Below are 24,433 nucleotides of genomic sequence, written 5' to 3'. Positions count from 1 at the left end.
GAAAAAGGTTTAATAAGGGGTGTCGCCAGTCATACTTATGACTTATGGTACACCCCCTCTTTTTTAGGTTTTCAACACGCATTAGCGTAACAAATCTAGTTATGCACGGAGGGGGAACAGAACGAATGAATATTCTGGTAGTAGGCGGCGGTGGCCGGGAGCACGCAATCATCTGGGCGCTGGCGAAGAGTCCGAAGGTAGGCAAGATTCACTGTGCACCGGGAAATGCAGGTATTGCTGAGCTCGCTGAGTGTCATGCGATTGCGGTAAATGAATTCGATAAACTAACGGCTCTTGCTGTAGAGCTTAAAGTAGGATTAGTGGTTATTGGTCCAGATGATCCGCTGGCAGATGGGATCGTGGATGCATTTGACTCCACTGGTATTCCGGTATTCGGACCTCATCGCAATGCAGCAGAGATCGAGGGAAGTAAAACGTTCATGAAGGATCTGCTGCACAAATACAACATTCCAACCGCAGCTTATGAGAAATTCGATAACTACGAACAGGCTCAAGCATACCTGAATGAACAAGCAATTCCAGTTGTCATCAAGGCAGATGGACTGGCAGCGGGCAAAGGAGTAACGGTAGCTTATTCCCGTGATGAGGCTGATCAAGCACTTCGCAGCATCATGGTGGATAAAGTGTTTGGAGAAGCTGGAGCCAAAGTGATCATCGAGGAATTCCTCGCAGGTCAGGAAATGTCCATTCTGGCTTTTGTCGATGGAGAGACCGTTCGACCAATGGCGGCAGCACAGGATCACAAGCCTGTATTCGACAATGATCAGGGGCCAAACACAGGCGGTATGGGTACATACTCACCATTGCCACATATCTCGGCTTCCATTATTGAGGAGGCTGTGGAGACGATCATCAAACCAACTGCCAAAGCAATGGTGTCCGAGGGGCGTCCATTCCAGGGTGTATTGTTTGCCGGATTGATGATCTCGCCTGATGGTAAACCCAAAACGATTGAGTTCAACGCACGTTTCGGTGATCCCGAAACACAGGTGGTTCTGCCACGTCTGAAGAGTGATTTGTTTGATATCTTCTGGGCAACCGTCCATGGCAAGCTGGCTGACATTGAGATTGAATGGAGCGATGAAGCTGCTGTATGTGTGGTACTTGCTTCAGGAGGTTATCCGGGTCCTTATGCCAAAGGTGTAGTCATTGAAGGACTGGATCAGGTGGATGATGCGGTGGTATTCCACGCAGGTACATCGCGTAATGAAGCAGGAGACTGGGTCACAAATGGTGGACGGATCCTGGGCGTAGTTGGCCTTGGTGCGAATATTGCCGAAGCTAGAAACAAAGCCTATGCACAGGCGGAACGTATCCAATTCGATGGCAAACATCAGCGGACGGATATTGCTGCTAAAGCACTGGTATAGAATGAACAAAGAGTCCGAAAGATGTGTACCGGAAAGGTATTTGCATCCTGCGGGCTCTTTGCTGCGTATATAGATGTATCTTGTGTAAACGAGCGGACTTGTCCTTAGGATAAAGACACGGGAAAGGTACAAAACAAGGAGTGAATCTGGAGGTTCAGGTATGTTTAGTGCGCAAAAGTACAGGGTAGTATTTTTATAAATTGGACTATACTAAACATGTGAACAATATCACATTATAAGGCTATATTAATCATATTATATAAAGTACGTAACATACATAGAGACTAATTTGTGAACATTATACTGTAACCTTGTTCCAAACCATAACGTGCAACTGGATGGTTGAGAGGGAAACATGGTATACTTTTCGGAAACAGGAATGAGTACGAGGGGAGGTGGATATCTATTGGGTAGGCGATATTGTAAATTGTCCAAATGGCGAATCTAGGTGGAGTTAAGCGAGGAACAATTGACAGCATGAGGGGTAACCCGATTTGAATGAAGAAGTTTCTGCAAGTCATTGACTTCATCTTGAATTCCTGTTTTGTAATTTTACAAGGTCAAACGTAAGACTTATACAAAAATTATCATTGAAATCGATTTTATATAAGGCAGACGTCGTGTTGAAAGACTAACAGCTGATGAATGGTTAACACAGTTAACGGATCACGCTGTAAATATCTCTGGAGGTGAATCCCTGAGAATCGGGGAAATCATTGGACATAATTACCATATTGAATATCGCTTTACTTATTATCTTGATTGCATTGACTGCATTTTTCGTAGCATCGGAGTTCGCTGTAGTCAAAATTCGTACATCAAGAGTGGATCAACTGGTTGCCGAGGGCAATAAAAAGGCTGTACTCGCCAAAAAAGTTGTCTCGGATCTGGATTATTATCTGTCAGCCTGTCAGCTCGGTATTACAGTCACCGCTCTGGGACTGGGAGCACTCGGAAAACCGACGGTTGAGAGATTGTTATACCCGGTATTCAATTATTTAGATGTGCCTGCTTCAATCTCATCCATTGCCTCATATGCAATTGCCTTTATCCTCGTCACATTCTTGCATGTGGTTGTTGGTGAGATGGCACCCAAAACATTGGCGATTCAGTTTTCGGAAAAACTGACGTTATTGCTCTCGCCGCCTCTATATTGGTTTGGTAAAATCATGTATCCGTTCATCTGGGCCCTCAATGGAGCATCACGAGTTATTCTGCGTGGATTCGGTGTGAAGCCTGCCGAACATGATCAAGCGTACTCGGAGGACGAGATCAAGATCATCATGAACCAGAGTTACGAAGGTGACGAGAACAACAAGACCAAGCTTTCATATCTGGAAAATGTATTTGTATTCGACGAACGTGATGCCAAAGACATCATGGTACCACGTACGGAACTGGTGACATTAGATCAGGATATGACCTATGACGATATTATTCCTATATTGGATGAACATAACTATTCACGTTACCCTGTCATTGAGGACGGGGACAAGGACCGTATTATCGGCGTCGTGAATGTGAAAAAGATTTTGCCTGACATGGTTGCTGCAAGATCGTATCAACTGAGCGAGTTCGTTCGCGAGATCCCATTCGTTTCCGAAGTTACACGTATCCAGGATGCGATGATTAAAATGCAGCAGGAACGTGTACACATGGCCGTGGTTGTGGATGAATACGGCGGTACTTCGGGAATCATTACGATGGAGGATATTCTGGAGGAGCTGGTCGGTGAGATTCGTGATGAATTCGATGCCGATGAGGTGGCTGATATCCAGGAGACCGGAGAGAATCAATATCTCATTAATGGTCGGGTACTTTTGGATGAAGTGGAGCGGCAGTTCGGGCTTAGCTTTGAAGGAAATGAAGAGATGGATACGGTGGCCGGATGGATTCAGTACCAGAAGGGTGTAGGTGTGGAAAAAGGCGACACGGTAGAACACGGGGATTATGTCTGGACCGTGGTAGACGCCGAGAACTATCACATCAAGCAAGTTCTTCTGGAACGAGTGAGCGGCGCTGAAGTTGAGGAAGCTGCAAGCGATCTGGCGTGATTTTAGCCGAGAATCTTGTGAAACTTCAAATAGTTTTTGACAACGTAGCTGTGTAGGGGACGGAATCGATTCTGAAGAAGCGCAGCGTTCGCGTTTGCAAACCAATTTTAAACCACTGAAAACAACAATCAGCGAAATTGGGAGGCAATGGCTATTGGAAGAACGAGCTGTCACCGGAACTTCACTCGTGCAACCTTATTTTAAATTTTAATGGAGGTGAATCCCTCAATCTGAGGGAAATCATTGGACGGAATAATAGCCTTGAATTTATTTTTAGTAGCCGTATTTATAGGTCTGACAGCCTTTTTCGTTGGAGCTGAATTTGCAATTCTTAAAGTACGGATGTCCCGAATCGATCAATTGATCTCGGAAGGTAACAAAAAGGCAGTACTGGCCAAAAAAGTGGCGCACAACCTGGATTATTATCTGTCGGCATGTCAATTGGGGATTACCATCACGGCGCTCGTATTGGGGGCCTTGGGTGAACCTACCGTTGAGAAAATGCTGCACCCGTTATTTGAGCGCATGGAAGTGCCGGCGGCGTTGTCTACCGTGCTTTCCTATGGTATTGCTCTCGCGATTATTACGTTCCTGCACGTGGTTATTGGTGAATTGGCACCGAAAACACTGGCGATTCAGTTTGCAGAGAGAATGACGCTGTTGCTGGCACCACCACTGTACTGGTTCGGTAAAATCATGAATCCTTTCATCTACGCGCTGAATGGAGCTGCTCGTCTGTTGCTTGGCATATTTGGTGTAAAACCTGCCGGGCATGATACCGTTCACTCGGAAGAAGAGCTGAAGCTGATTATGGCACAGAGCTATGAGAGTGGCGAGATCAACCAGACGGAGCTGGATTATCTGAAGAACATTTTTGCTTTTGATGAGCGTTTGCTTCAGGAGATCATGATTCCAAGAGATAAAATCGTTACGTTGAATAAAGAAATGCCGCTTGATCAGATCATTGAGACGCTGAATCGACACGAATACACGAGATATCCTGTTATTGCAAATGGAGATCAGGCGCATTTTGTTGGTTTCATCAACACCAAAGAAATGCTGACGAGTGTGGCGGCAGGCCGCGCCTTCAATATGGAGACATATGTCCATAATACGCCGAGTTTCTCCGAGCGTTCTCCGATCAAGGATGTGCTGATCCAGATGCAGCAAAGCCGTGTACACATTGCAACCGTGAAAAACGAGGCAGGTGCTACGGTGGGTATGGTTACAATGGAGGATATCCTTGAAGAGATTGTTGGAGACATCAAGGACGAGTATGAGCACAAAGATTTGGTGAATCCACCAAAAAGAATGAAATTGGTTTAAGAAGCAGTGATACAAAGATATTTCAGGATTAGTGAAACAACGTAATTGTTATAACGATAAGCAGGTTCCCGAGGTGCTCGGGGCCTGTTTTTTGGTTTAAATCTTAATTTTAAAATAAAAGCTTGCATATTGCAGTCCAATGGATTAATATAAATTTAAAGAATCTTAACTTAAAGATAAATAACAAAAATCAATACAATAAATAAAAGATGCAAAAACAACCTATGATACGACTAAATACTAAACCTAAGGGAGTGGAGATTATGTTCAGAACTACAGGAATTCATCACATTACAGCTTTTGTAGACGATGCACAGAAAAACGTTGATTTTTACGCAGGCGTGTTGGCGCTCAGACTGGTGAAAAAAACAATTAACTTTGATGCACCAGACGTGTATCACTTGTATTATGGTAATGAGCAGGGTGCACCGGGCACAATCATCACCTTTTTCCCACAGCAGAATTCAAGAAGAGGTGTCATTGGCTCAGGTCAAACTGGAGTTACCGTATATGCGGTACCTGTAGGAAGCTTGCCTTTCTGGAAAGAACGTCTTACTTCCTTCGATATTCCGTATGAAGATAAAACCAGATTCGGTGAGCAGTACATTCGTTTCTTCGATAAAGGTGGCCTGTTGCTTGAACTGGTTGAGCGCGAAGGTGGTCAGCCAAGCAGCTGGAGTTTCAACGGAGTTACACCGGAGCATGCCATCAAAGGATTCGGCGGGGCTGTATTGTTCAGCCACGTTCCTGAGAAAACCATGGATGTATTGGTGAGCAAACTCGGTCTGGAGCAGGTCGGTGAAGAGAACGGGCTCCTTCGTCTACAGGCAAGCGGTGATATTGGGCAGATCATTGACATTCAGTCTACAGGCATTCAACGCGGGATTGGCGGAGCCGGAACAGTTCACCATATTGCTTGGCGTGCTAAAGACTACGCGGAGCATGAACAAATTCAGCAGGATCTTGAACAATCCGGGTATCATCCAACACCAGTCATTGACCGTCAATACTTCAACGCTGTGTATTTCCGGGAGCCGGGAGGCATACTGTTCGAATTGGCTACGGATCCTCCGGGATTTGCACGGGATGAACCAGCAGAGAGCATGGGTGAGAAACTGATGTTGCCTGAATGGTATGAACCACAGCGCGAACAGATTGAACAATTGTTGCCACGAATTGAAGTGCGTGAATGGAAAGGAGAGTCCAAATCATGACCACAACCAATACAATGAAACATATCTATAAAGCAGGTACTCAGCCGGATGCCCCAACAATCCTGTTGCTTCATGGCACAGGGGGAACCGAGAACGATCTGATCGGTCTTGCGGAGATGATCGCGCCAGGAGCTGGCATACTTGGAGTACGAGGTAACGTATCGGAGAACGGGATGCCCCGTTTCTTCCGCCGCTTGGCCGAAGGTATTTTTGATGAAGAAGATCTGATTGCTCGTACGGTAGAGCTGGGATCTTTTGTAGATGCAGCTGCGGTGGAGTATGGATTCGATCGGTCCAACGTATATGCACTCGGCTACTCTAACGGTGCCAACATTGCGGCAAGCTTGATCTTCCATCAAGCGGATGTATTTAAAGGTGTAATTCTGCATCATCCGATGGTACCGCTGCGCGGTCTGGAATTGCCAGATCTGAAAGGTCTGCCTGTGTTCATTGGTGCAGGCGAGAACGATCCGATTGTACCAAGACGTGAAACCGAGGAACTTGCTTCGCTGCTCAGCGGTGCAGGTGCCGATGTAAACACGCATTGGGAGCGCCAGGGTCATCAGTTGACTCGTACCGAGGCAGAAGCTGCGGCAGCTTGGTTTAAGACACAGGCGTAAGTTGGTGTTTCCTTATTAAATGATCGGTATGATTAATCCAAAATATTGTGAAACTAAAGCAATAAAAAACAGCCCTGATGAAATTGAAATCGGGCTGTTTTTTATTTTATTTTTGGCTCGTGAAGCAAACGAAGAGCTGCTGTTATGTAAGCGTGACGAATGGGGTAAACATTTGAATAAGCAACAGTTCACGATGTATTCTTGTTATATTACTTAAATCCAACGAAAGATTTACATGATAACGGAGAAGACAGAAAAAACTTGAAGAAACGAAGTGTTCTGTCATCGGAGTGAAGTGTAAATTGCATCAACATCATGAACTGGAGGGGTTAATGTGGAACGTAACATCAAGGAACTGGTACAGCGGATGACACTGGAAGAAAAAGCGGGTATGTGCTCGGGACTGGACTTTTGGCATCTGAAAGGGGTGGAGCGTCTTGGCATTCCATCCATCATGGTGACGGACGGACCTCACGGGCTGCGCAAGCAGGATGGAAGTGCAGATCATCTGGGTCTGACGTCGAGCGTTCCTGCAACCTGTTTCCCGTCTGCGGCAGGACTGGCTAGTTCATGGGACAAGGAGCTGGCGCGTCAGGTCGGGGTGGCCCTGGGTGAGGAATGTCAGGCCGAGGATGTAGGGGTGTTGCTTGGTCCGGGTGTGAATATTAAACGTTCCCCACTGGGCGGACGTAATTTTGAATACTTTTCCGAAGATCCGTTGTTATCCACGCAGATGGCTACGGGTCATATTCAGGGTGTGCAGAGCCAGGGTGTGGGTGCATCTCTCAAGCACTTTGCAGTCAATAATCAGGAAGAACGGCGCATGTCGATTGATGCGGTAGTAGATGAACGGACGCTGCGCGAGATTTATCTGGCGAGCTTCGAAGGTGCGGTGAAGGATGGACAGCCGTGGACGGTGATGTGTTCCTACAATAAGGTGAACGGTACGTATGCTGGTGAGAATGAATGGTTGCTTACCGACATCCTGAAAAACGAATGGGGACACGAAGGTCTTGTGGTATCCGACTGGGGCGCGGTCAATGAACGTGCAGACGCCCTTGCAGCAGGACTGGAACTGGAGATGCCCACAAGTGGTGGAATTGGTGAGCGTAAAGTGATCGATGCTGTAGAGAGCGGACAACTGCCGCTGGACAAGCTGGATCGGGCGGTGGAGCGTCTGCTTACGCTGATCTTTAATGCTGTTGATCAAAAGCAAGATGGGGCTACATATAACAAGGATGAGCATCACCAACTTGCGCGTAAGGTGGCAGCCGAGAGTATGGTTTTGCTGAAAAATGAAGAAGGTCTCCTGCCGCTTGGGCGTGAAGGCGATGTGGCGATAATCGGGGCATTTGCGCGTAAACCTCGCTTCCAGGGTGGCGGCAGTTCCCACATTAATCCGACCAAAGTGGATGATATTGTGGAAGAGATGACACAGGTGGCTGGCGAAGGTGTAACCTTCTCCTATGCTCCAGGTTATCGGATTGAAGCCGATGATGTGGATGAAACGTTAATGCATGAGGCTGTTCAGGCAGCGCAATCAGCGGATACAGCTGTAGTGTTCGTTGGATTGCCGGATCGTTATGAATCCGAAGGGTATGATCGTGCCCATTTGCGTCTGCCTGACAACCATATTCGACTGATTGAAGAGATTGCGAAGATTCAATCACGTGTCGTCGTGGTTCTTAGCAACGGATCTCCAGTGGAGATGCCTTGGCTGCCGAAGGTGCAAGCGGTGCTCGAAGCGTATCTTGGTGGACAGGCGGTTGGTGGAGCGATAGCTGATCTGTTGTACGGAGAGGTGAATCCGTCCGGTAAACTGGCAGAGACATTCCCTGCGAAACTCAGCCATAATCCATCTTATCTGAACTTCCCGGGCGAAGGGGATCGTGTCGATTATCGGGAAGGTATCTTTGTGGGTTACCGCTATTATGACAAAAAAGAGCTGGAGCCCCTGTTCCCGTTTGGTTATGGACTGAGTTATACAACATTTGAATATGCTGACCTGAAGGTAGATCGCACGGAACTGACGGATCAGGATGAGGTGAATGTGCAAGTTAGGGTCACTAATACCGGAGACAGAGCGGGCAAGGAGATTGTACAACTGTATGTTAGCGACGTAGAGAGCACAGTTATTCGTCCGGTCAAAGAACTGAAGGCTTTTGCCAAAGTAGCTCTTGAACCTGGAGAGTCAAAAGTAGTGAGTTTTACGCTAAACAAGCGTTCATTCGCCTATTACAATGTAGATATGAAGGACTGGCATGTGGAGACAGGTGAGTTCGAGATTCAGGTGGGCAGCTCCTCTCGGGACATTCATGTGCATACACGTGTGAATGTAGAGTCTACAGCGACATTCCTTCCCACTTATACGCGTAATAGCACATTAGGTGATATCCAGCGTGATCCGGCGCATAAGAAGCTATTGGAACAGGCTTTGCAACAGTTCCAGGAAGCCAGCGGATTCGGTGGTGAGGATGCTGGTGATCATGCGGATATGATGGATGCAATGATGAAATATATGCCGCTGCGTGCACTGGTTGCGTTTAGCGGTGGGGCCATGACGGAAAAAGCGATGAACGAGCTTCTGGAGCAGCTAAACAAGAAGGATCATGGTATTCGGGGATAAGGGGCAGTAGCCTTAAAGCGAGTATTCATCCATCCTTGGAATTAAGCAATTGTGAATCCGTGCAGGAATTGCACACGAAGCAACAAGAAGGTGTATGTAAGGACCAGCCGCATAGTGGTTGGTACAGTTACCCGATCTGATTATGGATCGGGTTTTCTTTTTGCATAAGGGAAAAGAAAGGAGGAAGAAAACGGTGGGATGGGTGATGATCCTTGCACGTGACATAAAGCGATAGAAACGACAGGACGGCTGTAACTTTGATGAAGCAACATGGTTGTGGTAAAGGATAGAGTATTCTATAATGGAGTAATTGATAATCATTTTCAATTAGATTCGGTGAAAGATGACTATGCTTGTAATCAGGAGGGGAACATGAATCCTAACCCTAGCTCACATACGTTTGGCTCAAGTGCGTTTGTTCAGACCCGCGATGGTCGCAAATTACATTATATGTCCAGGGGAACAGGGGAACTTACCGTTGTATTTGAATCCGGCATGGGTGCCTCCAGATCGAACTGGGGATTAGTTGCACCAGCCATTGCTGAGCATGCACGCGCCGTCGTGTATGACAGGGCAGGGGCAGGACGAAGTGATGTCGACGCGGCTGCCCGTAGCCTTGAACGCATTGCAGGGGATCTTGGGGAACTGCTGACTGCGCTGGGCCCGGGCCCATTTATTCTGGTTGGACATAGCTGGGGTGGTCCAATTGTACGGGCTGCGGCGTCTGCAAATCCCTGTAGATTACGAGGCATTATTCTGGTAGATCCATCAGACGAGCATTGCGATATGTATTTTTCGAACACGGCCAAGAAGAGCTTTGCCATCAATGGTTTCCTTATTCCAATCATGGCGCGTACGGGTTTATATAAGTTGCTTGGCAGCAAAGCGGGAAGCATTCAGCCTGCCGATGTGGCGACGGATCATCTCAAGGAGGATTTCACTGTAAGGGCAGCAAGCACGATGCTTGCAGAAGGCAAAACATTTCTCAGTGACATGGCAGCATTGTTGGAGCATCCGCCGGATCTGGGTAATCTGGAAGTCAGCGTGATCTCGGGTACGAAACCGGGTAAGGGAGAGGGGAAAATCAGACCTGCTCTCATCATGGCGCATCGCCAGACGGTGAGCAAGCTATCCAATGCAAGATGGATTGGGGCAGATCAATCGGGGCATATGGTTATATATACAGACCCTCAGGTCATTATCGATGAAATTGTACGAATGATAAATGATGTAAGCTCAAGCGCAAGAACAGAACAAAAGTGATACAATACAAAGAAAAGCAGTGCGCGACATTGCTAGATAAGTTGAATTAGTCATTTACACGATAACGAAGAGGACAGAAAAAACCTGAAAAAGCGGAGCGTTCGCCTAAAAGCTTTCTGAAAGAAAGCTGCATCGGAAGCATACGCTATCACCGGATTTTTCCCTTGGAAAAGGGAATCGAAAAAATCTGGGGATAACAGCGATTGGAGGGTTGTTCTGTCATCGTAGTTTCAGTGTAAATAAACGTTGTTCAACTTATATAGACCATAAAAGCGGAGTGTGGAGACAACATGAAACCAGTTGAACAAGAACCAACGGGAACCACAAATCCCGGTCGTGCCAGTGTTGGCATGGAAGATATCGTGCGCGCACATCATGTGCTGCGTGAGGTCATTGTAAGAACGCCGTTGCAGCGGGACGCTGTATTGTCGGCCAAATATAACTGTAATGTGTATCTGAAAAGGGAAGACCTTCAGGTGGTGCGCTCATTCAAAATTCGGGGTGCCTATAATATGATTCGCAGTCTGACGCCAGCCGAGATGGAGAAGGGTATTGTCTGTGCAAGTGCGGGCAACCATGCTCAGGGTGTCGCTTTTAGCTGTAATGCCCTTGGGATTAACGGCAAAATCTTCATGCCGAGTACAACCCCGAACCAAAAGGTGAAGCAGGTAAGACGTTTTGGTGGCAGTAACGTTGAAGTGGTGCTGATCGGGGATACGTATGATGATGCCTATGCAGAAGCGATGCGTGCATGTGACGAACAGGGCATGACGTTCATCCATCCTTTTGATCAACCGAAGATTATTGCAGGTAATGGTACGGTAGCGATGGAAATCATGGAAAGTCTCGATGAGAATGCCGACTATGTGTTCGTGACGATTGGTGGCGGAGGACTGGCAGCCGGTGTGGGAACCTACATGAAGACCGTAAGTCCGGAGACACGCATCATCGGTGTCGAGCCACTTGGAGCAGCTTCCATGAGTGAGGCGATGTTCCGGAAACAGGTTGTGACACTGGATGATATTGATAAATTCGTGGATGGCGCAGCGGTGAAACGGGTTGGTGACCTTACCTATGATATCTGCAGCAGTATACTTGATGACATTGTGAAAGTGCCAGAAGGCAAAGCCTGCACAACCATTCTGGAGCTCTATAATGAAAATGCGATCGTTGTCGAGCCTGCCGGTTCCTTGGCTGTTGCCGCACTGGAGCAGTATCGTGAGCAGATTGTGGGCAAAACGGTGGTCTGCGTCATTAGTGGCGGGAACAACGATATCGACCGGATGCAGGAGATCAAAGAACGTTCTCTCATCTACGAAGGTCTGAAGTATTATTTCATGGTTAATTTCCCACAGCGTGCAGGAGCTTTACGTGAATTCCTGGAGGAAGTTCTAGGGAAGAATGATGATATCACCCGGTTTGAATATACAAAAAAGCATGATAAGGAAAATGGCCCTGCCCTGGTGGGCATTGAGCTCATGTACAAGGAAGATTACCATCCCCTGATTGAACGCATGAATCGCAAAGGTATCGCCTATACCGAGCTGAACAAAAATTTGAATCTGTTCAACATGTTAATCTGATGAATTATTCAACAAGGCAGTCAGACATGCAGTCGGAGGTGAAATGAAGTATGCAATCAGATCACCAAGAAACATCTCCTCTAATCAGACCTGCGCGGATAGAAGATGCTGATCAGGTCATTCCGTTGCTGTATCAAGCGATAGGAGACATTGCATACGCGCTTGCGGGTGAGGCGGATCATGAGAAGGCGATGCAGATTTTGCAGGCGTTCTATGAACAGGAAGACAATCGGATTAGCTATCGTCATGTGACAGTGATGGAGCAGGATGGACTGATCGCGGGAATTCTTGTAGCCTATGATGGGGGTGAAGCGGATCGTCTGGACCAGCCGATTCTGAATCGCCTTGGACGAAGTCGGGATGAGAAGTATGCTTTGGTTAAAGAAACCCGCCCGGGTGAGTATTATCTGGATACTCTCTCGGTAAGTGAAGCTTATCAGGGGCAGGGCATCGGCCGGGCACTGATGGCTGCTTTTGAGAAGCAGGGCAGAGATCTGGGTCACTCACAGGTATCCCTGATTGTAGAACGGGACAACGGCCGTGCGCTAATGCTCTATGAACGGCAGGGATATGTCAAAGACGATGTCATTGTCATCGGAGGACATGAGTATAATCGTATGGTCAAGCCACTTCAATAGAGCAAGAAACCAAGAAACCAAGAAACCAAGAAGAAACCGCCACAGGAGAGATCCTGTGGCGGTTTTTTGTCGTAATGATATGTTGTAACGTAGCCTAAATATTTAGGCCTCAATGTTAATGTTGGAAGGAACAGATTAACTCAATAATTCGCATAATCGCTGACCGGCACATGCTGCTCCAGCCATTTCTCGACTTCAGCCGTTTTCTCATACTTCGATTCTTTCACGACGTCCATAAAGGCATCTAGCTTGGTGAGGAACTCACTGTCCACGGATGCAAGGCGCTGCAAGACGCCGTTGTATCCTCTTTGAGCGTTTGGCACCATTTTGTTCGTATCATAATCAAACAGCGGTGTGTTGTTCAGCCCATAAAAGGTATACAGGGTATAACTGTTCAACAGATCCTGCACCTGCTTGGCCCGATTCGATTTCGGATGCAGCTCCAGGAATTTTTCCTGACTGAGTGCTCGAAGGAGGATTTCCTGATAGCCAATGACCAGAGCACCGTCATCCGCAGGCAAGTTTTTCGTTTCCTTTGTCATGATATGGATGTAGCTTGAGATATCCTCTTTAATGACAGAGGTATATTTCACGAATGCCGCATAATTCATTATGGGATAGAGAGAGCCTTCGAGCATGACGAGGCGGTAGCCGCTGTCACGGGCTTCTTTTAGCAGTGCACGCAGATCGGAGTCTTGGGTACGCTCCATGAGTTTGGTGAAGCTATCGTTCAACTTGTAAGCCTTGATCATCTTGTCCTGAACGTTAGGAACGAGCAGGCGGTCCGTCATGGCGCTTAGCGCCTTTAGGCGAGCATTCTCCAATTGAAGCACCATCAGGGTGGCGTGATGCTTTGTTACTTTTTTGATATGAGATTCGAGATAAGCATCGGCGGCAGGCAAGCCGTTCTTTTTGTAGAGCATGGACTGAAATGTGTGATATATCTTTGTTGAACTGGCAGTCGTGACTTTGGATTCTGTACTGGAAGAAGCGGCAGTAGCGACTCCGGATAATGGAGCGACAGCCGTTTGTAGCAGCATGAGAATGGCGGTGGCTGTAATGAAGGTGCGTATGCCTTTACGTTTGGCAGATTGGAACGATGATGTCATAGATATGAACCTCCCGTAGTTAAGAAAATGATAGGCGTTGTTCACTAGTCACTATACATTAACGCAATTGGGGCAGGATGTGGTTGCGGAATAGTGACAAATTCTTCTGTTATTTTTAACTTTTGGAGGGTGGAAGATAGAGGAAGATTTCTGCGAAAATATTTTTTGTACAACTGGAAACCTTTGAGCTGATCGGAACGTCTTAGTTGTGCATAGGTAAATACAGGAATTATTGAAAAGAACAACGAATCTATTTCGATGTTAACTAAATGCGAGAATGGGGATATGGGATATGAGGAAAGCGGGAGGAAAACAAGTGAAGAAGGTTATGTCAGCGCTGGCTGTATCGGCCATGCTGATGTCCGCACTTCCAACGTCGGTTATGGATGCAGCTGCGAGGATCAGCATATATATTAATGATGCAGAGTTATCATCTGCTCAGGCACCTGTGATGAAAGGTGGACGTGTACTGGTTCCGCTTCGGTCGATTTTTGAAGGATTGGATGCGAAGGTGCAGTACACGAACAGAACCAAAACGATTGTTGCGACTCGTGATGATCAGGAAGTTACTCTGACACTTGGTTCCAAAACGGCATACATCAACGGGGAAGCGATCTCTTTGGATGTACCTGCAAATACGATTAAGGGCAACACGATGGTTCCAATTCGTTTTGTCAGTGAAGCTTTTGGAGAGAAAGTATTCTGGAACTCGCGCAATCAACGTGTAGATATCAAGACAAAGGCAACGCCACCAGTGGATGAGACACAATATGCTGCATGGAACATCTATGGTTCGGTATCTGGAAGTAACGGGGATGGTCGTGACCTGACCGTGAGCTTCACACGTCCAACTTCGGAGAAGGCGGTATCTGCTTACCGGATTATGCTGGTGAAATCTCGCGATGTGAATAGCTTTACAGAATCGGCAGCATCTGCCGTACCTTCTGCAAACTATACATCTGTAACACCGAATGGCAGCAACCCGAAACTGACGCTTAATGCACAGACGCGTGACGTGAACGGGGATTTGCTCAACAGCAATGAAACGTACCGCCTGTATGTACTGACTGTTGGTAACAGCAGCAATAATTATAAAAATGCATTGAACTGGTCTTCCCAGGCTTTGAAGCTCAATATTGTGAAATCCACAGTACAGGCAGTTACAAGTCTGCGTGCCGCAGATATTAGTGACTATGGCGATGGCCGCGATCTGGAGATTAACTTCACGCAGCCGAGCACGACATCGAACATTACGTATTATCGTGCATTTGTTGTTAAAGCGAAGGACTCTTCTGCGTTCAATCTGGCTGCAGCGAACAAAGTGTCCAGTGCAAACTCCACGATCATATACAAAGGCAACACCGCTGCGGTCAAAAGTCAGCTGACTTCTTCGACACGGGACACGTCCGGCGAATTGATCAAGAGCGGTACAGCATATGTAGTGTACATCCTGTCCGTAAGCACAAATACAACAACAGACAGCAAGCTGTCCGCAGCATCCTCTTCACTTACATTGTCCGTGAACACAGCAACGTCTCCGGTAATTACGCAGGTGAGAGACAACTCGGATTATGGAGATGGTCGAGATATTCAAGTGAGTTTCAATCGTTCATCGGATGAGTCCAAGGTAGCGAACTATCGCGTCTTCGTGGTGCGCAACTCCGTTGCCAGCAGCTTCAATCTGACAACGGCAAGCAACCTGTCCTCCAGTCTGTACTATACGGTGAACAAAACAGGCAACAATATTACCACGACATTGCCTTCATCCATGAAGGATACAAGTGGTTATAACGTAACGAATCTGCAAGATTATCGCATCTACGTGATGGCAGTGGGCAATCAGCAAAATGGATACACCAATGCGCTGTCAGCTTCCTCCACTGTGCTGAGACTTACAACGAACGGTAACGCTGGAGTCGTTAGCAACCTTGCTGTTGCGGATATTGGTGACTACGGTGATGGGCGTGATCTGCGCGTTTCTTTCAACAAAGCTGCGGATGAGTCCAGAATCTCTGCCTATCGAGTCTATGTCGTTCGTTCCGCTAATGTGGGCAGCTTCACGCTGAGCGCTGCTAATGCGTCAAGCAACTACACACAGGTGAACAAAACGGGTGGTAACCTGTCCGTTACGCTTCCAAACTATGCGGTAGATACCAATGGTTATACCATTACCAATAACGTTGCTTATCGGGTATTCGTGCTGTCGGTGAATAACAACGGAAACTCCAGTCAGAATGCTCTGTCTGGTTACTCTTCACAGATTACGTTGTCACAGAACGCCGCTATAACGGCTCCGAGCAATGTGGGTGCAACGGATATTGGTGATAACGGAGATGGACGTGATCTGCGTGTGACGTTCACTAAATCCGCAGATGAGACAAATGTAAATCACTATCGAGTGTTTGTGGTGAAGAATGCGAATGCAGGCAGCTTCAATCTGAATGCAGCCAATGCGGTGAATAGCTCCAATTATACGTATGTAAGTAGAACCGGAAGTAACCAGACGATTACTTTATCTAATGGTTCTAGAACAGTGGATGGTGACTCGCTCCGTAATGATGTAGGCTATCGAGTTTACGTAATGGCTGTTAATAATAATGCGTCTTTAACGAATGCAATATCGTCAGCCTCCGGTTTAGTTACGCTTACTTCAAATTCCGCTGTAGCAGTGGTGAGCAATGTGAATGTAACTGTTAAAGATCAAGGGCAGTCTGGAACGCCTTCGGATGTAACAATAACCTTCAATAAGGCAACTAACGAGACGAATATCTCCAATTATCGTATCTTGATTGTGCCTGCTAACCAAGTGAGTGGATTCAATACAAGTTCTGCTCTTGGAATTAGTTCCTTTGTTGAAATTAATAAGAGCAATGCAGGCAGTCCAGTAGTACTAAACGGTGGACATCGAGATATTAATGGTAGTGTACTTGTAGCTGGACAGAAATACAGAGTGTTTGTCTTGTCTGTTTCGGACAGTACATCACGTGCTTCCAATCTGTCTTCTGCTTCCAATGAGTTTAATATTTTTGCACAAGCAAATGCGGTTCAAACTGCCACTATAACAGGCCTTCAAAATACAAGTACTGTGACTGAGGCAAGTTATAAGCTTACCTTTACTAAACCAGCTGCTGAAACTGGAATTTCTGCATACCGACTCTTTATTGTTAAAGGAACAGATAGTTTGGATGTCACTACAGCAAGCTCTAACTCTAGCTACCAAGTTGGAAATCCTTCAGCGGTTGAAGTTTCCTTGACTAAAACAGCTAAAGATTCAACAGGAGCCGATCTGGTGGAAGGAAACGAGTACAAGGTGTATATTCTTTCCGTTGCTGGAAATACAACAACGAATAAACATACGCTTTCAGGTCCATCTGATACATTTAAACTTGAAAAGGCTCAATCTACGCCAACACAGGAGCAAACGTCTTCTACCAATCCACCAGCATCAAGTGAGGGGCAAACACCTGCACAGAGCTGAACGTAAAAATTGATACTGAAATAAACTCGGACTCCCTTTCCTTCTGGAAGGGGAGTTTTTCATTATGCTTTTTAACCAAACTTGGCACAACTACCCCACCTGTTTTATAAAAATCTTGTCGCCAAAAAGGTTCCTTAGACCATTGCTGAAGCAGGACAAGTCGATGGATAATAGAAGGAATAAGCTAGAAGCCTATGAGCCGAAAGGAATGAGGGAATGCTTGCGTTTCGTTTGACGGGCCTGCCGGATTCCCGGTTGCCGCTGTACCTGTATTGTGTGGGCACGCAGGAAGCGAAAGTTCTGCATAGACCGGATGGATTTCCGGTGTATCAGTTGTTTTTGTCACGTGGCGGTGAAGGGCAGTTCAGGATTCCGGGAAAAGGGACATGGACGATGGGAGCAGGGCAGTTATTCATTGTGGAGCCCGGGATTGCGCATGAGTATGTGCCTCATTCCAAATCCAAAGGTGAACTTGGTTATATCGGTATTGGCGGTGCATCGACTGGATCGGTACTTCATAGCGCGGGTTTGCTTCAGAACGAGCCGTACCCCATCTCCGGTTTTGAATTCATGTGGTCGCGGTTAACAGATCTCTGGCAGGGACTGAATCAAGGAGTAACGGAGATGTGGAATACTTCTGCCCTGATCTACCAGCTCATTTTGGATATAGCACAATCGAAAATTGCATCGGATGTCGGTCGTGTGGATATTGGATCATCCATGGTGCAGGAGGAGATAGTAACCCGTTCGAATCAGGAGTCTGACACAGGCAAAGATGCACTCATCCGAGCCGTAGCATTGATGCATACACATTACCAGGATGACCTGTTATTGAGGCATGTCGCGGATGCAGTGGGTTATTCGGTGCAGCATCTCAATCGATTGTTTCATCATCATTATGGCGTGACAGGACATCAATATATGCAGCGATTGCGGTTGCAGAAGGCTTCGGACTGGTTGAACAAGCATCCAAGTGCAAGCGTGCGAGAGGCGGCAGAGAACATCGGCATGGAAGTGAACTATTTTATCCGGATGTTCAAGCGGGAGTTTGGAGAAACACCAGGCAAAGGAATCAAACATCGGCACCAGCTCCAAATGGAAAAAGACCTCACGAATTCGTGAGGCCCCTTAATCCATGATATAACGTGTTATGCTGTTTTCTTTTGACCGAATAAAGGCCGTAACGTAGCAAGCCCCACAATGCCGATTACCGCACTCACCCATGGAGCTAGTGCGAATACCGGAAGTTTATCCCGTAACGGATACCCGACAAACAGCACGAGTACCACGACCACGATGTAGATGACGATCCCCCGAATATTGAGCTTAGGTACCTTATTTCGGTCCGCTCCTTCATCGTCTGGTCGCTCAGCAAGGCGGCGGAGCATCTCTACCAATGCGATTCCGCCAACGGCTGCAACGATCAGAGAGAACAGACTGATGTGTTGGAATGGTTCCGTGTCTCCACCAGTCCAACCCACGAACAATCCTGCACATCCTTGGATCAGCATGACAAAAGACAGTGCGGCCCATGCGATCATGGCATACCACTTTGGTGTCCGTTTCGCTGGCTCGGCATTCTCCGCTGGCTGTGGTTCAGCAACGTTGGCTTTCTTTTTCGATGAAGCTGATGGACTATTACCACGGGTTGGAGTGGATGTACCCACCTCAGTGGCAGCCGTCTTCTTCGGTGCTGTATCTGTTATCCCGAGCTGTGCATGGATGTCTTGTTCCAGATCAGGTCCGTATAGCTCGCGTGCGGGTTTGTTATCCCGCTGAGCCTGCACGATTGCTTTTCCTGCGGAGAGAATCCATTCTTCCTGTGTTCTCTCGTCCGCTGGTGCATGACGCGCAATGGTGCTGATCTCGTCATACAATTTCACATGTTCAGGTGTCATACGACTCATCTCGGTTATTTGCCGATTCTGTATTTCTTTCAGTTTCTTATAGGAAATCCCCAATGATTGCTCCCCCTGTCTACACACGTTCTGATCTTCCGTTATCTGAAGACCCTGACGGTATTTTAGTATACGGGAAGGGCTCTCGTTTCGCAAAGTCATTCCTTATTAAAAAGCTGCTCATGGTTGGCCCAGATGCCCACACAGGCCAGAATGACACAGGTGCATAACAGTACCAGTTTACCGTGATGTTGAATCCATTCCAATAAATGTTCCATGAATTCATTCCTTTCGGCAGAAGGATTCCGAGGCATATGCTGCCAATGATTGTTCGTTTATTTTCCCCCATTCATGTGAAAAAATACCTTCAGGCATCACAGATCTAACGATTGTGTGAAGTATGCATAAAGAACAGCCGATTCCATCACAATAGTAGCATTTCCAACAGAAATCCAAGATTGGAGTGTGCTTGTTATGGACAAACAAACAGATTTGACGCGTAAGCTGCTACTGAACAGCAACTCCCGTGGAGTTGTGGACGAGGTTGTATCCTTTGAGGAGAATCTGGAGGACACGGAGTATGCAGAAGAACTGACAGATGGCAATTTGAGGGGAAGAAGTTTCTGGGACAACAGTGATTCGGGTCATGAGCATGAGTGGAATGGACGGGTGGAAACCCACGAGATGTTCCGCAGAAGCTACGAATAACGATCCTGCAACCCTTGGTTTGAATTCCAAAAAGATAAAAGATTTCCGGGCCAGCTGTCATCAGCATGGCTCATTTTTTTGCGCTTATCATCCGATAAAATGAAGACTAGCATTCAACGTAGAAAGGGTTCTTCCTTACGTTGACTTGCAGGTTACGGGATGATAATATATGAATAACATCTTAATACACACTAAACTTATCGGATTATATATATTTAATAAATGAAACATAACAGGCTAAGCATGGAAAGGGGAAATCGGTATGGAACGTCAGATCAGTATCCGTCATGGACAGGAAGAATTAACAGCCACGATTCACTATCCGGTTGTGAAAGATATCAAGGAGGAGAAGAGTCAGCAGCGCGTACCTTTGGCAGTCATCTGCCACGGTTTCGTGGGTAGTCGGATCGGTGTGGACCGTTTGTTTGTAAAGACTGCCCGTGAGCTGGCTGAAGACGGTTATCTGGTTCTGCGTTTCGATTATATCGGTTGCGGAGAGAGCAGTGGGGAGTATGGAGCGGAGGGACTGGAGTCCATGGTGCTGCAGACACGCTCGGTGCTGGATTACGCGGTGAATTGCAGTGATGTAGATCCTACACGCGTAACGCTGATTGGTCATAGTCTGGGTGGTGCCGTTGCATTACTAACAGCTGTGCGCGATAAACGTGTCAAGAATCTGGTGATGTGGTCCTCCGTGGGTTATCCATTCAATGATATCGTGAAGATTACGGGACGGGAAGTCTACGATGAAGGCGTGAAATTGGGTGCGGCTGATTATCTTGGATACAAATTCACACCTACCTTCTTCGAATCTCTCGCTGAACATCAACCATTCCAGGAAGCAGTCAAGTTTAGCGGTGATGTTCTCGTCATGCATGGCACGTCAGATGAGATTATTCCTGTAGATTACGCATTCCTGTATCAAAAGGTATTCTGGATGCGTCAGGAAGGGCGTTGCGACAAGGAGATCATCTTCCAGGGCGATCATACCTTCTCTTCAGGTAAAGAGCGGGAACAGCTAATTACGCGTACCAGAGAGTGGCTGGGTGAACGTCAGAAGATCGAGCAGGATTGGCAGCACTGGATGATATAAATGGCAGGATTGCAACGGTTTGGGGATGTCAGCTTGGAAAAGCGCCTTCTTAGGGGTAAAATAGAAGAGTAAGCATTCTATCCGTGTCTGGAGGTTGGCAGCAATGACATTACCCGCACTTTTCATTGCGCATGGTTCTCCCGCTCTGGCGGTGGAGAGCAATGACTACACTCACTTCTTGAACCAGCTTGGAGACAGGCTGCCGGCTCCGAAAGCCATTGTCGTATTTACGGCGCATTGGGATTGTCCTGAACCGTCCGTGACGATGGATGATACACATCAGACCCTGCATGATTTTTATGGATTTCCTTCTACGATGTATACGATGGAATACCCTGCATCCGGGCAGCCAGATCTGGCGAACGAGATATGTGCTTTGTTCACCCGCAGCAATCTTGCGCATCAGCCGATTCGAGGCCGAGGGTTGGATCATGGCGTATGGGTACCGTTGCTCCATATGTATCCTGAGGCTAATATCCCTGTGATCGCTGTATCTGTAGACTCGCTGCGTACGCCGCAGGAACAGTATGATATTGGCCGAATGCTGGAACAGCTGCGTCATGATGATGTGCTGATCATTGGCAGTGGTGGAACGGTTCACAATTTACGTATGCTGGGCGATACGGATGAACCGCAGGAGTGGGCGGTGGAATTTGATAACTGGATTGGGGAGCGCTTGCAGCAGTGGAACACAAGAGAACTGTTTCAATATGAGAAAAAAGCCCCTCATGCACGTACGGCAGTGCCGTCGTATGGGACAGAACACCTTGCGCCTTTGTTCTACGCGATGGGTACAGCGGATATGTCCCGATCAGCGAAGCGCCTATTCCAGTCTTACCCTTATGGAACGCTCAGTTTGAACTGCTGGCAGTTTGGAGACGGCGTGTAACTTGGAACAGACAACAGCCTGAATATGGTGTCAGAAACCAGTTGGGTACGGAAACATGTGTTAATGTATACCATTACAATATATAAATAAAAGAAGGTTCCTTTAGACCCTTGATGGGCTAAAGGAACCTTTTTTCAATATGAGGACTTATGCATGCAATGGATCTTTATTTGCGAATTTCGAACAATTCACAGTCTGTACGCGAATGAAAAGCAAGTTCACTGACACTGGATTGTACAACTACGGTATTGCTGTCAAAACGGATAATAATGCCACCCGAGTCAATCTGGTGATTATCTTTAAAAACTCGAACCTTATACTTCATATTCATGGCTTCCTGGAAGTCTGCATCGGTCTCAAGACGTCGCTGGGTCGGCATATCGTGTACTCCTTTGAAGTTCAACTTTATGTTCATCATAATATGATATTCTGTGGATGGGCAAGTCAGTCAGGACATTCAGGATATCTTGAAAAGCAAAAAGCCCTGCTCTCCGGGGGATGGAGAGCAGGACGGCAGCGTTGTTGAATATTGTTTAAGCTGTTTTATGAGTTGGGCTAATCGTTGGTGTGTCTTTTGGGTGATTACCTTTGTTACGAGTGATCAATCCGCGAAGGTAAGGCAGTACCCAGTGATCCAGACCGATTTTACCTGCATTTGCACCAGCAACTACCAGGAAGATTTGCATCAGAACCAGTTGAGCGTTCGTGCTTACTGTACCCGAGAAGAGGAACGCGAAGTTCATCACGAGAGCCATCAGCGCAGCCAGTGTTGTGAAGCATCCGAGAATGAGTCCTACACCTACAAGGAATTCACCAAGCGGAATGATAAAGTCGAACAATCCTGCGTTTGGTACTGCGAATTTCTCAAGGAACGTTCCCCACCATGCTTGAACTGTTGGATTTTCACCCGTTGCTTTACCGACTGCCCCGGCGAGGAACCCGCCAGCTTGGAATCCGCCAGTCAATTTGCCCCATCCGTGAGTCATCCAATCGTAACCGATATACACCCGAAGTACTGTCAAAATCCACATTGCCACTTTGTTTTCTCTAAGCCATTGGTTGAAGCTGAACATATGAACCACTCCTTCATGGAATCTAGTGTGTGTTGTTTTTGTTTTTTCTAAGTGATCACCTTTGATGTCTTTATTGTATAGTCCAAAAGTCGTTTTGTTTGTGATTAAAATCACAATCTAGTTCAAATTTTAAGTAAGGTTTGAGAAGTTCACATTTAGGACATATTTTTCTCGCTATTCACTGTTTCAAATGTGAATTTCACGCTGTATCAAGGCCTTCGGGGCGCAGACAAATCGGATGGGGTGTGATTAAATGGAAAGAAATACGTGAAATGGTTGCCCACATGAGACATATATCACAACTTAGAACCAGGCCATATCGTTCAGGAGGTCCTATATTGAAGCTTTTTAAATGGAACAAAGCGGCATCGGCTGCATCCCTGTTAATTCTCTCATTGAGTCTTGTTGCCTGCCAAAACCAGGAGGCGTCTCAGATGCCACTTCAGCCAGAACCGACACCTGCACCTGTACAAGAAGAACAGACTGTGGAGGAGTCCAACGCTTCACTCTACACAGCACCTCTTACAGGTCTGCCTGTAGATGAAGCGATTACGCGTCGTCCCCTTGCTGTCATGATTAATAATGCACCAGCGGCTCGGCCCCAATCGGGTCTGAGTTCCGCCGATATCATTCTTGAAGTCCTCGCAGAGGGAGGCATTACCCGGTTTATAGCCATCTTCCAGAGTGAAGGCGGTGCTGAGACGGTTGGACCTGTTCGCAGTATACGTCCATATCTGATTGAGCTTGGCGAGAGTTACGATGGGGTGCTTGTTCATGCCGGAGGCAGTCCGGAGGCATATTCCATTTTGCAAAGGCAGCAGAAACAGCATATGGATGAAATCTCAAATGGAGGGCCTTACTTCTGGCGTTCCAAGGATCGTAAAGCGCCACACAATCTGTATACTTCAGCGGACAAGTTAAGAGAAGGGGCAGACATCAAGGGTTATAGCCATGAGTTTAAATCTCCCGTATACATCTATAACGAAGAAGGCGCGACATCCGCAGGAGAGGCAGTGAAGCAATTCGACATCCATTATTTATTGGATAGTTACCGGGTGACGTATGATTATGATGAAGTTAGCGGACGATATATGAGAATGGTGAATGGTAAGGCAGATCAGGATCTGGATAATGGGACTGCACTTGGCGCAGCGAATATCATTGTGGCAGGTGCAGATCACAAGGTGCTCGATAGTGTAGGTCGGTTGTCCGTCAATTTGGAACAGGGCGGGGAAGCCATGTTGTTCCAGAAGGGCAAAATGATTCGTGGGCAGTGGGTGAAGAAACAGGGAGATATTATCCGGTTTGTTCAGGATGGCAGTGAAGTGGCTCTTGTGCCGGGTAAAACCTTTATCAGCATTGTTCCCAATCAACCGGAATTCTCCAGTCATGTGAAGCTGGCTGTGCAGCAATGAAGGATGTAATGAAAGAATACAATGAAACAGGTATGCATTTTGTTATCGAAAAGGC

General features: G+C 46.9%; 20 protein-coding genes. 16 read left to right on the top strand and 4 right to left on the bottom strand.

Features of this window, described 5'->3' with window-relative positions:
* The first annotated feature begins 125 nt into the window (after positions 1-125).
* The 10 genes from purD to AB4111_RS28915 all read left to right on the top strand — a co-directional run bounded on the left by purD (position 126) and on the right by AB4111_RS28915 (position 12,715).
* Positions 126-1,391, top strand: coding sequence for a phosphoribosylamine--glycine ligase (purD, locus tag AB4111_RS28960; protein ID WP_442034686.1), 1,266 nt, complete (start codon positions 126-128; stop codon positions 1,389-1,391).
* Positions 1,392-2,107: 716 nt separating this feature from the next.
* Positions 2,108-3,445, top strand: a complete 1,338-nt coding sequence (locus AB4111_RS28955; RefSeq protein ID WP_442034684.1) for a hemolysin family protein — start codon at positions 2,108-2,110, stop codon at positions 3,443-3,445.
* 243 nt (positions 3,446-3,688) lie between these two features.
* Complete coding sequence (locus AB4111_RS28950) at positions 3,689-4,771, top strand: hemolysin family protein (RefSeq protein ID WP_442034682.1); 1,083 nt, start codon at positions 3,689-3,691, stop codon at positions 4,769-4,771.
* 263 nt (positions 4,772-5,034) lie between these two features.
* Positions 5,035-5,985: a ring-cleaving dioxygenase gene (locus AB4111_RS28945; protein WP_442034680.1), complete on the top strand. Its 951-nt coding sequence runs from the start codon at positions 5,035-5,037 to the stop codon at positions 5,983-5,985.
* A gap of 14 nt (positions 5,986-5,999) precedes the next feature.
* Positions 6,000-6,605: an alpha/beta hydrolase gene (locus AB4111_RS28940; RefSeq protein ID WP_442034717.1), complete on the top strand. Its 606-nt coding sequence runs from the start codon at positions 6,000-6,002 to the stop codon at positions 6,603-6,605.
* 19 nt (positions 6,606-6,624) lie between these two features.
* Positions 6,625-6,822, top strand: coding sequence for a hypothetical protein (locus AB4111_RS28935; protein ID WP_442034678.1), 198 nt, complete (start codon positions 6,625-6,627; stop codon positions 6,820-6,822).
* A gap of 117 nt (positions 6,823-6,939) precedes the next feature.
* Complete coding sequence (locus AB4111_RS28930) at positions 6,940-9,231, top strand: beta-glucosidase (RefSeq protein ID WP_442034676.1); 2,292 nt, start codon at positions 6,940-6,942, stop codon at positions 9,229-9,231.
* Between the two features lie 372 nt (positions 9,232-9,603).
* Positions 9,604-10,494: an alpha/beta hydrolase gene (locus tag AB4111_RS28925; RefSeq protein ID WP_442034674.1), complete on the top strand. Its 891-nt coding sequence runs from the start codon at positions 9,604-9,606 to the stop codon at positions 10,492-10,494.
* A gap of 290 nt (positions 10,495-10,784) precedes the next feature.
* Entirely contained in the window at positions 10,785-12,077 is a 1,293-nt protein-coding gene (gene ilvA, locus AB4111_RS28920) for a threonine ammonia-lyase IlvA (protein WP_253430067.1), read from the top strand.
* Positions 12,078-12,127: 50 nt separating this feature from the next.
* Complete coding sequence (locus AB4111_RS28915) at positions 12,128-12,715, top strand: GNAT family N-acetyltransferase (RefSeq protein WP_442034672.1); 588 nt, start codon at positions 12,128-12,130, stop codon at positions 12,713-12,715.
* 140 nt (positions 12,716-12,855) lie between these two features.
* On the opposite strand, the gene AB4111_RS28910 is transcribed toward AB4111_RS28915, so the two are convergent.
* A complete protein-coding gene (locus tag AB4111_RS28910) occupies positions 12,856-13,824 on the bottom strand; it encodes a hypothetical protein (RefSeq protein WP_442034670.1) in 969 nt (322 codons plus the stop codon).
* 316 nt (positions 13,825-14,140) lie between these two features.
* Here AB4111_RS28910 and AB4111_RS28905 point away from each other — a divergent pair, with 316 nt between their 5' ends.
* Positions 14,141-17,302 carry a stalk domain-containing protein gene (locus tag AB4111_RS28905; RefSeq protein ID WP_442034668.1) on the top strand — a complete coding sequence of 1,054 codons (3,162 nt, stop codon included), beginning with the start codon at positions 14,141-14,143 and terminating at the stop codon, positions 17,300-17,302.
* A gap of 216 nt (positions 17,303-17,518) precedes the next feature.
* Positions 17,519-18,424, top strand: coding sequence for an AraC family transcriptional regulator (locus AB4111_RS28900; RefSeq protein ID WP_442034666.1), 906 nt, complete (start codon positions 17,519-17,521; stop codon positions 18,422-18,424).
* A 26-nt stretch (positions 18,425-18,450) separates the two neighbouring features.
* On the opposite strand, the gene AB4111_RS28895 is transcribed toward AB4111_RS28900, so the two are convergent.
* Positions 18,451-19,263, bottom strand: a complete 813-nt coding sequence (locus AB4111_RS28895) for a hypothetical protein (protein WP_442034664.1) — start codon at positions 19,261-19,263, stop codon at positions 18,451-18,453.
* A 411-nt stretch (positions 19,264-19,674) separates the two neighbouring features.
* On the opposite strand from AB4111_RS28895, the gene AB4111_RS28890 reads away from it, so the two are divergent.
* The 3 genes from AB4111_RS28890 (at position 19,675) to AB4111_RS28880 (ending at position 21,890) form a co-directional block, all read left to right on the top strand.
* The gene (locus AB4111_RS28890) at positions 19,675-19,908 is read left to right on the top strand and encodes a hypothetical protein (protein ID WP_133387380.1); all 234 of its coding nucleotides are present in this window, start codon (positions 19,675-19,677) and stop codon (positions 19,906-19,908) included.
* Positions 19,909-20,170: 262 nt separating this feature from the next.
* Positions 20,171-21,001, top strand: a complete 831-nt coding sequence (locus AB4111_RS28885; RefSeq protein ID WP_339239500.1) for an alpha/beta hydrolase — start codon at positions 20,171-20,173, stop codon at positions 20,999-21,001.
* 103 nt (positions 21,002-21,104) lie between these two features.
* Positions 21,105-21,890 (top strand): DODA-type extradiol aromatic ring-opening family dioxygenase, encoded by a 786-nt coding sequence (locus tag AB4111_RS28880; RefSeq protein ID WP_442034661.1) that lies wholly within the window; start codon positions 21,105-21,107, stop codon positions 21,888-21,890.
* 166 nt (positions 21,891-22,056) lie between these two features.
* Here AB4111_RS28880 and AB4111_RS28875 read toward each other — a convergent pair whose 3' ends face one another.
* Together AB4111_RS28875 and AB4111_RS28870 are read right to left on the bottom strand one after the other, a co-directional pair.
* Positions 22,057-22,269, bottom strand: a complete 213-nt coding sequence (locus AB4111_RS28875; RefSeq protein ID WP_442034659.1) for a hypothetical protein — start codon at positions 22,267-22,269, stop codon at positions 22,057-22,059.
* A gap of 154 nt (positions 22,270-22,423) precedes the next feature.
* On the bottom strand, positions 22,424-22,963 hold the full coding sequence (locus AB4111_RS28870; protein WP_339239503.1) for a DoxX family protein: 540 nt from the start codon (positions 22,961-22,963) through the stop codon (positions 22,424-22,426).
* 338 nt (positions 22,964-23,301) lie between these two features.
* On the opposite strand from AB4111_RS28870, the gene AB4111_RS28865 reads away from it, so the two are divergent.
* Positions 23,302-24,378, top strand: coding sequence for a DUF3048 domain-containing protein (locus AB4111_RS28865; RefSeq protein WP_442034657.1), 1,077 nt, complete (start codon positions 23,302-23,304; stop codon positions 24,376-24,378).
* The last annotated feature ends 55 nt before the right edge of the window (positions 24,379-24,433 follow it).

Origin of the sequence: Paenibacillus sp. 2KB_22 (assembly GCF_052115745.1) — a bacterium.
GTDB lineage: Bacteria > Bacillota > Bacilli > Paenibacillales > Paenibacillaceae > Paenibacillus.
Note: the sequence above shows the minus strand (reverse complement) of the source record. Positions and strands in the feature narration are given on the sequence as shown.